At 37.5% G+C, this 12208-nt stretch carries 11 protein-coding genes; 7 read left to right on the top strand and 4 right to left on the bottom strand.

The genetic code is table 11. The features are described from left to right. The first annotated feature begins 9 nt into the window (after positions 1-9). Positions 10-834: an SDR family oxidoreductase gene (locus ACE1CA_RS21785; RefSeq protein WP_413280701.1), complete on the top strand. Its 825-nt coding sequence runs from the start codon at positions 10-12 to the stop codon at positions 832-834. Between the two features lie 258 nt (positions 835-1092). On the opposite strand, the gene ACE1CA_RS21780 is transcribed toward ACE1CA_RS21785, so the two are convergent. Further along, positions 1093-1533, bottom strand: coding sequence for a secondary thiamine-phosphate synthase enzyme YjbQ (locus ACE1CA_RS21780; RefSeq protein WP_413280700.1), 441 nt, complete (start codon positions 1531-1533; stop codon positions 1093-1095). A 134-nt stretch (positions 1534-1667) separates the two neighbouring features. Here ACE1CA_RS21780 and ACE1CA_RS21775 point away from each other — a divergent pair, with 134 nt between their 5' ends. The 4 genes from ACE1CA_RS21775 (at position 1668) to ACE1CA_RS21760 (ending at position 5424) form a co-directional block, all read left to right on the top strand. Continuing rightward, a complete protein-coding gene (locus ACE1CA_RS21775) occupies positions 1668-2528 on the top strand; it encodes an alpha/beta fold hydrolase (RefSeq protein WP_413280699.1) in 861 nt (286 codons plus the stop codon). 2 nt (positions 2529-2530) lie between these two features. Further along, positions 2531-4264 (top strand): ABC-ATPase domain-containing protein, encoded by a 1734-nt coding sequence (locus ACE1CA_RS21770; RefSeq protein ID WP_413280698.1) that lies wholly within the window; start codon positions 2531-2533, stop codon positions 4262-4264. 212 nt (positions 4265-4476) lie between these two features. Next, entirely contained in the window at positions 4477-4968 is a 492-nt protein-coding gene (locus ACE1CA_RS21765) for a hypothetical protein (protein ID WP_413280697.1), read from the top strand. A 54-nt stretch (positions 4969-5022) separates the two neighbouring features. Then, complete coding sequence (locus ACE1CA_RS21760; protein WP_413280696.1) at positions 5023-5424, top strand: acyl-CoA thioesterase; 402 nt, start codon at positions 5023-5025, stop codon at positions 5422-5424. Here ACE1CA_RS21760 and ACE1CA_RS21755 read toward each other — a convergent pair. The 3 genes from ACE1CA_RS21755 to menA are packed head-to-tail and all read right to left on the bottom strand — an operon-like array spanning position 5421 to position 8682. Continuing rightward, positions 5421-6845, bottom strand: a complete 1425-nt coding sequence (locus tag ACE1CA_RS21755) for a 2-succinylbenzoate--CoA ligase (protein ID WP_459563699.1) — start codon at positions 6843-6845, stop codon at positions 5421-5423. The genes ACE1CA_RS21760 and ACE1CA_RS21755 overlap by 4 nt on opposite strands. Next, positions 6830-7777: an o-succinylbenzoate synthase gene (locus ACE1CA_RS21750; RefSeq protein WP_413280694.1), complete on the bottom strand. Its 948-nt coding sequence runs from the start codon at positions 7775-7777 to the stop codon at positions 6830-6832. The genes ACE1CA_RS21755 and ACE1CA_RS21750 overlap by 16 nt, the downstream gene beginning before the upstream one ends. Then, positions 7777-8682 carry a 2-carboxy-1,4-naphthoquinone phytyltransferase gene (gene menA, locus ACE1CA_RS21745; RefSeq protein ID WP_413280693.1) on the bottom strand — a complete coding sequence of 302 codons (906 nt, stop codon included), beginning with the start codon at positions 8680-8682 and terminating at the stop codon, positions 7777-7779. The genes ACE1CA_RS21750 and menA overlap by 1 nt, the downstream gene beginning before the upstream one ends. A gap of 217 nt (positions 8683-8899) precedes the next feature. Between menA and ACE1CA_RS21740 the strand changes: the two genes are divergently transcribed. Next, positions 8900-10321, top strand: coding sequence for an isochorismate synthase (locus tag ACE1CA_RS21740; RefSeq protein ID WP_413280692.1), 1422 nt, complete (start codon positions 8900-8902; stop codon positions 10319-10321). 58 nt (positions 10322-10379) lie between these two features. Next, on the top strand, positions 10380-12137 hold the full coding sequence (gene menD / locus ACE1CA_RS21735) for a 2-succinyl-5-enolpyruvyl-6-hydroxy-3-cyclohexene-1-carboxylic-acid synthase (RefSeq protein WP_413280691.1): 1758 nt from the start codon (positions 10380-10382) through the stop codon (positions 12135-12137). Positions 12138-12208: the final 71 nt, after the last annotated feature.

Here is a 12208-nt window from a genome sequence, read left to right as displayed (position 1 = left end):
AGGTTGTTGATGAATATTGCTATCATTGGTTGCGGTTATGTTGGTTATAATGTTGCCCGTCTTTGGCAAAAAGAGTTAGGTTTTTCGGTAACTACAACTACCACTAATCCTGAACGAGTTAAAGAATTAGAAGCAGTTTCTCAAAAGGTTTTTGTAGTTCGCGGAAATGACTCAGAAGGTTTAATAAAAGTCTTGGAAAATCAAGAAGTTTTATTATTGAGTGTGGGCGCAAAGGGAGCAAATACTTATGAAAAAACCTACTTACATACTGCTAAAAATTTAGTTCCACTTTTACAAGCAAATTCCAGCATTAAGCAACTTATTTATACGGGAACTTACTCGGTTTATGGCGATAAAAATGGTGAATGGGTGGATGAATCAACGCCGCTTTCACCTACTACCACAAATGGGCAAATTTTAGCGGAAACTGAACAAGTTTTATTGTCAGCATCTAGCGATCGTCTCAAGGTTTGTATTCTCAGATTAGGCGGTATTTTTGGCCCAAATAGAGAACTTCTAAAAATATTTGGTAGGGCGGCTGGTACGACTCGTCCGGGTAATGGCGAGGATACCACTAATTGGATTCATTTAGATGATATTGTGAGTGCGATCGAATTTGTGAGAAAGCATCAATTATCAGGTGTTTATAACTTAGTAAATGATGCTTATTTACCTAGTCGAGAATTGCTCGATCGCTTATTTGAAACCCACAATTTACCCAAAGTTTCTTGGGATGCTTCCCAAAAAAGTAACCGCCCTTACAATGTTAAAGTATCTAATCAAAAAATCAAACAAGCAGGTTATCAATTAATTCATCCCCAGATGAGTTTTTAAACTTTCCCAGTCCCTAATACCCTATTCCTCTGATATTGCAGCAAGGGAGGTAGAACCTCCCACATCTCGTTCCCAGGTTCAACCTGGGAACGAAAATAGAGGCTCTGCCTCTTTTAATTCAGAGGATGTTTCAAAAGGTTTTGGCGGTTAAAACCGCCACTACACAAACAAAGTCCGCCTACGCGGACTAATAACATCTCGTTCCCAGGTTGAACCTGGGAACGAAAATAGAGGCTCTGCCTCTTAGTGCTCTTATCCTCAGTATTCCCCACTAATTTGCAAAAAAACTGTCCTTTTTCTCGGCCCATCTAAATCAAAAAATAACACAGATTGCCAAGTACCTAAAGCTAATTTCCCTTCAACAATTGGCACTACTTCACTAGTACTTAAAGTCATCGACATTAAGTGAGAATGGGCGTTCATTGGTTCATCTTCTGGTACAACTCTCAGGTGTAGATCGTTATGCAAATACTTGTCTGTTTCTGGGGCTAACTTTCTTAAATATACTTTCACATCTTCCAGCAATCTTTCTTCATTTTCATTGATAGCTAAAGCTGTAGTTGTGTGTCGAGAAAAAACTAAAACTTGACCGTTTTTTATCCCTGTATCTTGCAAAAATTCATCAATTTGGGGTGTAATATTAAAAATGCTGATTCCTTCGCTAGTTTCAACTTCAATAATTTTATGGATAATCGGCATAAAAGTATTCTGTGACCATGACTACATTGTTATTATGACAGTGCTTGGTATCGGAAATGAATAATCAAAGTAAATTTGATGCTTTAAACCAGGAAATTCTTGTAAAATAAATAAGAAGCGATCGCACAACGAAAATGTTTACCCAAGACGCAGTTACTCAACTACGAGAAAAGATTCAGCGAAAGGCGATCGCCACACCTTTAACCAAACAACCAATTTCGACAGCTTATATCCAAGCAGGTAAAGGCGGAAATCCCATTTTGTTATTACATGGTTTTGATAGTTCGCTGTTGGAATTTTATCGCTTGTTCCCTTTATTAGCTGCTAAAAATGAAACTTGGGCGATCGATTTATTAGGTTTCGGATTTACAGACAGAATCGAAGGTATTAATTTCAATCCATCTACTATTAAAACGCATCTCTATTGTTGCTGGAAATCTCTCATTAATCAACCAATAATTTTGTTAGGTTGTTCGATGGGAGGCGCAGCAGCAATTGACTTTACTATTACCTATCCCCAAGCAGTAAAAAAGCTAATATTAATTGACAGCGTTGGTTATTCTGGGAGTTTCCCTTTCGGAAAATATCTCTTTCCTCCCAGCGATTACATAGCAGTAGAATATTGGCGACAACGCAAACTTCAAGCGTTAAATATAGTTAACCTGATTAATAGTAATTCTGCTGATTCATTGGCACTTAAATCTGTTACCTTACATCTACAAATGCCCAGATGGGTAGAAGCAACGATCAGTTTTACTAAAAGTTGCGGCTACAGTTGGTTAGGTGATAAAATTGCCCAGATTGACAAATCAACTCTCATCCTTTGGGGTGAATCTGATGAAACATTGGGAACAGAAGATGCTAAGAAATTTCAGCGAGATATCGCCCATAGTAAACTAATATGGATTAAAGATTGTGGTCATGCGCCGCAACTGGAAAAACCAGAAATAATCGCCGAACATATTCTCAGTTTTGCCCTAGATTCTCGTTTTTAATTATGTCTAACCAAGAGAAATTACGTCAAGAGTTAATCCGATTAGATGGACGTGGATACAAAGCTTTCCAAGATATTCAAGGAAGTTACGATTTTGCTGATTTTACTTTGATAATCGATCGCGTACAAGGCGATCCTTTTGCTAGTCCCAGTAACATTCGAGTTAAAGTTCCAATGACAGTCGCTAAATTTCCAGCGGAACTTTACCAAACTAAAAGCAGAGAAATCGCTTTACGAGATTATTTAACTCGATATTTTGATGTTTGTACTCAGAAATTTAAACAAAAAAGAGGTACAGGAAATAGTGGATTAATTTCTATTTTACCTGTCGGACAAGAAGTTTTAGAACGTAGTTCTGTAATTATAAATAAAGAATTTGTTGAAGTACGTTTTGTGGTGGGATTACCTGCTGGGGGACGGAGAATTTTAGGTTATCAAGCGATCGAAATGCTTTGCGATCAAGTTCCGCAACTTGTCAATTTAACACTTAAATATCAGCGTTTAGATGCCAATAAAATTCAACGTCATGTAGAAACTATTGAAGATGCAGATTGGCTAAGACAGGAATTAGCAAATAAAGGTTTAGTCGCTTTTGTTGCTGATGGGGCAATTTTACCTCGGCGTAGTGGAGTTGACGATCGACCTTTGGCGGAAAGTGCGATCGCTTTTCAATCCCCAGAATCTTTAAAAGTTGAATTCGATCGTCCCAATCAAGGTTTAATTACTGGCATGGGAATTCCCGCAGGTGTAACCCTAATTGTTGGCGGCGGATATCACGGCAAATCTACCTTATTAAGAGCGATAGAAGTAGGAATTTATAATCACATTCCCGATGATGGTAGAGAGTTTGTAGTTACGAATCCAGCCGCAGTAAAAATCCGTGCAGAAGATGGCAGATCCGTTGCTAACGTTGACATTTCACCGTTTATTAGTAACTTGCCGCAAGACCGTTCAACTACGAATTTTTCCACCACAAACGCCAGTGGTAGCACTTCCCAAGCGGCAAACATTATGGAAGCTTTAGAAGTCGGTAGCAAAGTATTATTAATAGATGAAGATACAGCCGCTACAAACTTCATGATTCGTGACCAAAGAATGCAAGCTTTGATTGCTAAAAATCAAGAACCAATCACCCCATTTATTGATAAAGTCCGACAATTGTACGCTGACTATAATGTATCTTCAATCTTGGTAATGGGCGGTAGCGGCGATTATTTTGAAGTAGCAGATACAGTGATTGCGATGCAGAATTTTCAGCCGCAAGATGTGACAGCAAAAGCGAAAGAAATCGCCAATCAATATGCTAACCAAAGACAAGCTGAAGGCGGGGAAAAGTTTGGTCAAATTATGCCACGAATTCCTATTCCTGAAACGATCGATCCTAGCTATCGCCAGAAACAAGTAAGATTGAAAGTCAGAGATGTTGATGAAATGGTATTTGGCGGCGAAGATATTGACTTATCAGCAGTAGAACAAATAGTGGATAAAGCACAGTCTAGGGCGATCGCAGAAGCGATGGTTTATGCAGTCCGTCAATATGCGAATAAAACTGCTACATTGCCAGAAATTCTCAATCAAATTATGGCAGATATCGAGTCGCAAGGATTGGATATTTTGACTCGTTTCCCCCAAGGAGATTTGGCATTTTTCCGCAAATTTGAGTTAGCAGCGGCGATTAATAGATTGCGATCGCTAAACTGCCAAAAATCAGACAAAGCTTTACACTCCCCAAAGTAACCAAACTTCACCCAAAAGTGTGAACCAAGCAATAGTAACTTCAGGCTTTAATAAAAGTACAGTAGATGCACCCTGATGACAACCCCTCTTTTCGAGGGGTTTTTTGTTTATTAGCTTCCCAAAACCTTAGAGATTAATTACAATAATTGCTAACAATTAAATATTTTGCGAATATTGAATTAAGCAACATAACTTACTTTTAACTAGAAATTATGATTCAGTTCTTACGTTTTGTAGGCTTGACTTCACCATTATTAGCAGTTCAAACCTTAGCTTTGATGTCAGTTCAAGTTCTCGCTGTTTCCTTTACGCCAACAGCAACAACCAGAAATTCCCAGGAAATATTAGTAGCAAATACGCGAATTTTGCAGATAATTCCTCAATTAGACGGTAATGCCTATTTAATGGGTAATGGTGGTACATTCGTCGGCTTAGTTTCTAGCGATCCAACCGCTAGTAATTCTATTTGCAATCCTTCGGGTCCATTTGGTAGCCGAGATGGTGTATTAAGTATTAGAAACCGATCGGGAAATCTAGGAAGTTTGTTCTCCCAAATAAGTGCTTACAATAGTACTGCTAACCAGCCACCCATTTTAATTTTCCAAGGCAAAAGGATGGTTTTTTTAACTAAAAATGCCAGGTTACGTAAAACACTCGATCCAGATTTACTATTGAATACTTTGTGTCCGAGAAATTCCATATAAATCAAAATAGGGTGGGATTAACCACCCTTTAATTAGTAGGATTATTCTAAAAATATGCCCTTTACTTATAATCGTACTATTCACTTTCAAGACACTGATGCAGCTGGTGTTGTTTACTTTGCCAATGTGTTAAAAATTTGCCATGAAGCTTATGAAGAATCCCTAAATGTATCTAAAATTAATCTTCAGCTATTTTTTAGAAACAACGATTTTGCGATTCCCATTGTTCATGCCAGTGTAGACTTTTTGCGTCCGATGTTTTGTGGCGATCGCATATCAATCAACCTATCCCCTAACCAATTAACCCCCCAAAAATTTGAAATTAACTATCAAATTCTCACCCCAGAAAACGAGATAATATCTAAAGCAATTACCAAACACATTTGTATCGATCCAACTACAAGAACCAGAAAAGAATTACCATCAGAAATGATTCACTGGTTACAAGTTACTTAAAACCAGGTATGTTGTTGCGCTTTAGCGCTCTTCCCAATAGCGCTAAAGCGCAACAACGTACCTTCCATTAATAGTTGACGGTTGATCTTTCCTTGTGCATTGCGTGGCAAATTTTCTACAGCAATCCACTTTTTAGGATGTTTAAATTTACTCAATTTATCTTCAATAGCTATTTTTAACTCATCAATATTAATATCAGGAATTTTAGGAACATAAATTGCTGTGACTATTTCACCCCATTGAGAATCAGGTAAACCAACTACACAAACATCCTCAACCATTTGAGTAGCAATAATTGCAGCTTCTACCTCATTAGGAAATACATTTTCTCCCCCAGTGATGATTTTATTACTGTTACGTCCAACAATTTTTAAGTTACCATTCTCATCCATATATCCCAAATCATCTAATTGAAATTCTTCTTGATTGGGAAAGAATTCTGGATAATAACCTAACGTCAAAGAATCTGCTTGAATATTAATAATACCAGTTTGATTCGTACCTAATATCTCTCCATTTTCACCTTTAATTATGACTTTTGCATGAGGAAGAATTCGACCACTGGTATTATTTCCTGCCAAAAAAGCTTCGGGTTTTAAAGTAGCAATTTGAGATGCAGTTTCAGTCATTCCATAAGTAGGCGCTAAACGAATCCCGTAATTTCTCGCTGTTTCTAAAAGTTCTAACCAAGCAGGTGCGCCGCCTAAAAGTACTGTTTTAAAGCGAGATAACCAAGTAGTTAATTCAGGTTTCTCTAGCAAGCGTTGTAATTGAGTGGGAACCAAAGATATAAAAAATTCTGCTGGTACAATGTCATACTTTTGACTGTATTCTAGTAATTTGAAATTGGAAATTACCAATTTACCATCACTAGTAAAAGAACGCATAAATTGCATTAATCCGCTTACATGATAAAGTGGTAGAATACAAAATGAGTTAACTTGTTCAAGATTAAAATATTGCTGAAATCCTCTTACTGATGCCATTAAAGTTTCCCAAGTGTGCATGGCAAAACGAATTTTTCCCGACGATCCACCAGTGGGAATCATGATTAAAGATGATGGATATTTAGGTAGAGATGGCGTAGTTTTTATTTGGGGTTTTTTATAATCAATTTCTGCCACATTTCCCCAAATTATATCCGGTTGCACTAAATTAAAAACTTGTTCCCATTCAGCTTTTACCCAATCTGGATTACATAGAAAAACATGGCAATTAGCAGCAGTTGCAGCAATGAAACTGGCGAGTAATTTTATCGGTTGTCGTTCAGCGATGACAATCTTTAAGGGTGTTTTAAAATTAGCATTTTGAGTAAGTTCTGAATATAATTGTTGAGTCAATAAAGTAAATTCACTGCTATCATAACCAATTAACCAATTATCGTTAGCACGTTTTTCTAAATAAGTTAAAGGTGATTCCATAGAGATGCTAACCATGTTTCTTCATCTTCCTTAAACCAGTGATTAATGCCAAAACCTAAAGCGCGATTCTTTGAGGGAATTTCTGTAGCTAATTTTAATGCAGCTTGTCTACCAATAGTGGTTTCAAATACGGAAGAAAAAACAATATCTAAGTTATTTTGTTGGCAAAATTCCCTGAGATGAAATGGTGAACCAGCAATGCAAGGTTTTATCACGAAAATTCCCCGCAAACCAAGTTGATAGCAAGCTTTTAATTGAGCAATTGTAGCTACTGATTCATCTAATGCTAGGGGTGTAGAGTATTTTTTGCTTAACTCTAACATCGCTTTTTCTTTTCCTAGCGCTAAGGGTTGTTCTAGGAATTCAATTTGCCAACGATCGCAAATTTCTAACCACTCGATCGCTTTTTCCCAATTTAGTCCCCCGTTAGCATCTAATCTTACTTTTGCTTCGTTAGGTAATGCTTGAATTAGCTTGTTAAAAAGGTCTATTTCTGCGGTTATTGGTAAAACGCCGATTTTCCATTTAAAAGTGCGATATCCTTCTTGCCAAAGTTTTTGCCAGGTATGTAAAGCTGCTTCACCTGTGGGTAATAACCCGCTAAATTTGAAGTTGAAAGTAGCTTTTTGGGGTTGTTTAATTGCTTCCCAAGCTGACTGTAAACCGAATTGACAAGCGGGTAATTCGTCGGGAATTGAAAAAATAGTTTCTGTGGTAATTTCCTTCCCTAGTTGGGAACAAAAATCTAACGCCTCGGCTAAACTTTCTGAACCAAACCAGGGAAGGGGTGCAATTTCTCCCCAACCAATTACGCCTGTTTCATCGATTAATTTAATGATGATTCCCTCTCTAGTTTCCCAGTTACCATGACTGGTAGAGAGCGATCGCACAAACGAGCGTTGATAGGGACGAAATTGCAATTGATAAACCATTAAACACCCGGAATTACAAACCCTAAAGCTAACAACAAACCACTCCAAAAATGAAGAGTAACTGCAATGAATTTACAGTTATTTACTTTATCTGGTTGGTCGTGGAATTCACCAACATGGCGAACTAATTTTACCGCAAATGGTAGACTAATGAAAATTAGTAAAGTCCAGGTTGGAAAAATTTGCCCAGCTACAAACATGGTAGTTAGTGCGTAAATGCTACCGCAAACCCAAGGTAATAATTGTGAGCTTTTTTTAGTACCAAGTCTGACAATTGGCGATCGCTTTCCCGCAGCTAAATCATCTGCAACTTGATGAAAATGGGAACAAAATAAAATCAAACTAGTGGTAATTCCTACAATTACCGAAGCTGCTATACTGATCGAAGAAAAGGTTTGTGTTTGGCTATAGTAAGCTGCGGCTATTGCTAAAGGGCCAAAACAAATAAAACAGATAATTTCTCCTAAACCTTGGTATCCTAAACGGAAAGGCGGCCCTTGGTAAGTGTAGCCTAAGAAACAGCAAAGAATGACTATGCCAATTACAGTAAAGTCATGTTGCAGCCAAGCGATCGCTAATATTCCCAAAATCCCCAAACCTAAAAATAGATTCCCCAGCCAAAAAATTAACGATTTATTACCTGTTAAATTTACCACAGAATGAGCTTTATTTTCATCAATGCCTGTTTCCGAATCAAAAACATCATTACTCAGATTAATCCAGGCTACAATTAAAATGGCTGATATTAAAAAAGTGGCAAATATTCCAGCATGAATTATTTTTGTCTCAGCAAAAGCTACTGCCGTACCTACCCAAATTGGAATAACGGCAACGCTATACATAGGTGGTTTAATTGCAGCGTACCACAACTTACTGTTTGTCAACTCGATCGAATTGGTAGTCATCAGACAAAATCAATTTAAGTTTCACAATTTTAATTATTTTATGATTTTAATGGAGCAATGGTAAACTCAATTTGGAGCGTTTACTATGCAAGAATCAGCGAATGTCTCCCGCCTAGCAATGCTGGGACTTGAGGCAGAGTGCTAACTTACTAGACATACGCTCATTAATTCAGTTTTGGCAACCAAACTTTAAAAAAATTTGCAAACTTTTTTATCCATGCCAATCATACAGCATCATGTAAATCTGATTCAGGATTGTCAGGAACTAAATCAGTTTCTTTCTGCTTGTAAACAAACGTTAAGTGAAAAAAGACCATCCAAAATTGTCAGTATTTCCTGGGAAGCAAAATCGATCGATCCTCTAGCCGTATTGGATAGAATTTGCCACCCTAATGAAATTCATTTTTATGGAGAAAAAGTGAATCAAGAGGAGGCGATCGCAGCTTTTGGTACAGTAGTCAAATTTAAAGTAGCAGGAACTCATCGCTTTTCGCAAGTGCAACAGTTTATTGAATCATGCCTTGCCAATACTACCGCTATTGGAGCCTTAGATTTGCCATTTTCTGGCCCCCATTTCTTCTGCAATTTTACCTTTTTTGACGAAGATAATCATAACGATTCGCCATTCCCATCAGCAATGGTATTCTTACCAAAATGGCAGATTTCCAGTCAAAAAAATCGCTGTATAATTATCAGCAATATTTTAATAGATAGAAATCTTAACCTAGAAAGAACTTGTGAAAGTATATGGGAAAAATACCAGCTAATTAAATTAACTAAAAGCTTGAATTTATCCAATTTTGCTAATTATAAGTTGACTTTGCAAACCAAAGATGTTACTGATAGAAAAAACTTCTATTCATCAGTATTATCAGCCTTAGAATTAATTCAGCAGCAGCAGATTAGCAAAGTTGTTTTAGCTCATGCGATCGATGTCAGAGCACCCAAACCTTTTAATCTGATTAATTCACTACATAACCTGCGACAAAAATATCCTGACTGCCAAGTATTTTCCCTCAGTAATGGCAAAGGTAAAAACTTCATTGGTGCTAGTCCCGAAAGACTAATTAAAATTCAAAATCTAGAATTAAAAACTGACGCTTTAGCTGGATCGGCACCCAGAGGTAAAACTCTAATAGAAGACGCTTACTTTGCCGAGAAATTACTTACAAGTAAAAAAGATAGAACCGAACATCAAATTGTCAGTGACTTCATCTTTCAACGCTTATCAAACTTAGGTTTAACACCACACAAACTGCCCATACCTAGCTTATTAAAACTATCCAACATTCAGCATTTATGGACACCGATCCAAGGTACAATTCCTATAGGAATTCATCCCTTAGAAATCCTCGCTGAACTCCATCCTACACCCGCCGTTGCTGGCGTTCCTAGAGATATTGCCCTCAAACAAATTCGCCGTTATGAAAAATTTAACCGTTCCGTTTATGCAGCACCAATAGGCTGGATAGATCACCAAGGAAACAGCGAATTTATAGTAGGAATTCGTTCGGCATTAATCGAAAGCGATCGCGCCAGACTTTGGGCAGGTGCAGGAATTGTCGCCGGGTCCGATCCCGAAAAAGAACTAGCAGAAATCCAACTAAAACTCCAAGCCCTTCTCAAAGCCCTAGTTTAAAAAATCTCCCCTCCTCCTCTGCGTTCTCTGCGTCTGAAGCGGTTTATTAACTATTTCCATGTCCCTAGACTTTCGTAACACCAACACACTCTGGGCTTCCATTATTACCGAAACCTTAAAACGTTTCGGATTAACCACAGCAATTATTTGTCCAGGTTCACGTTCTACCCCTTTAACTATCACCTTCGCCCAAGAAAAACAAATAGAAACCATTCCCGTTTTAGATGAAAGATCGGCTGCATTTTTTGCTTTAGGAATTGCCAAAAAAACCAACTTACCAGTAGCCTTAATTTGCACTTCTGGAACTGCTGGCGCTAACTTCTATCCTGCAATTATTGAAGCGAAAGAAAGCCGAGTTCCGCTATTAATTTTCACAGCCGATCGACCTCCAGAATTGCGAGATTGCCATTCAGGACAAACAATAGATCAAGTAAAAATGTATGGCAATTATCCCAACTGGCAAACCGAATTAGCCACACCTTCCTTAGAAATTAGCCTACTCCATTACTTAAGACAAACTATCGTTTATGGGTGGGAGCGATCGCTTTTCCCCACCCCTGGCCCAGTTCATTTTAACATCCCATTTCGTGACCCCCTCGCCCCCATTCCCGACCATAAAATTAATTTGCAAAATTTCCCAGAAAACTTTTTCAGTACTGTCAATAATAAACAAGCAGAATTACCAAGTTACACTTCATATTTCATCGAACATTATTTCCAAGAATGGCTAAAATCTGAACGAGTAATTATAGTATGTGGTACTGCCAGTCCCCAATTTCCGCAAGAATATTGTCAAGCAATTTCGCATCTTTCCCAAACCTTAAAAGCGCCCGTTATTGCCGAAGGACTATCGCCATTAAGAAACTATAATCAATTGAATCCTTATTTAATTTCAACTTATGATTTAATCCTGCGAAATCAACAAATCACCCAACAACTAACACCAGAAATTGCAATTCAAATTGGAGATTTACCCACCAGCAAAGAACTGCGAATTTGGCTAGAAATAACTCAACCAAAAAGATGGATAATCGATCCCAGTTATCACAACTTTGATCCATTGCATGGGAAAACAACTCATTTACGGATATCTGTTGAACAATTAGCTAATCATTGCCAATTAGAAGCAAATGTTAATAGTAAATATCTACAAATTTGGTGTGACATTGAAGCCAAAGTCAGACAACAAATTAACCAAGAAATGACAGCTACAGAAAACATATTTGAAAGCAAAATCCCTTGGTTAATTTGCCAAAATTTACCAGCAGAAACCCCAATATTTATTGCTAATAGTATGCCTGTGCGAGATGTGGAATTTTTCTGGCAACCAAACAACTCGCGCATTCAACCTTTTTTTAATCGGGGTGCAAATGGTATTGATGGCACTTTATCCACCGCTTTAGGTATTGCTCATCGACAAAAAAGTAGCGTTTTGTTAACAGGAGATTTAGCTTTATTGCATGATACAAACGGCTTTTTATTGAGGAACAAATTTATCGGTCATTTGACAATTATCTTAATTAATAATAATGGTGGAGGAATTTTTGAAATGTTACCTATTGCTAAATTTGAGCCACCTTTTGAAGAGTATTTTGCTACGCCACAAGATATAGATTTCGCTCAACTTTGTGCTACTTACAATGTGGAATATGAGTTAATTAATTCTTGGCAGCATTTACAGCAAAGATTGAATCCTTTACCAGACAAGGGAATTCGAGTTTTGGAAATCCAAACAAATCGTAAAGCTGATGCTAAATGGCGACAAGAAAACTTAGGGAAATTTGCTAAAACTATTTACAGTAGAGACGTTTCATGAAACGTCTCTACTTCTTTCTTCTCTTCTTCTGTCTTCGTGTCCTTCGTGTCTTCGTGGTTCAAATATAATCG

The organism is Floridaenema evergladense BLCC-F167, from assembly GCF_041929205.2.
Lineage (GTDB): Bacteria > Cyanobacteriota > Cyanobacteriia > Cyanobacteriales > Aerosakkonemataceae > Floridanema > Floridanema evergladense.
Note: the sequence above shows the minus strand (reverse complement) of the source record. Positions and strands in the feature narration are given on the sequence as shown.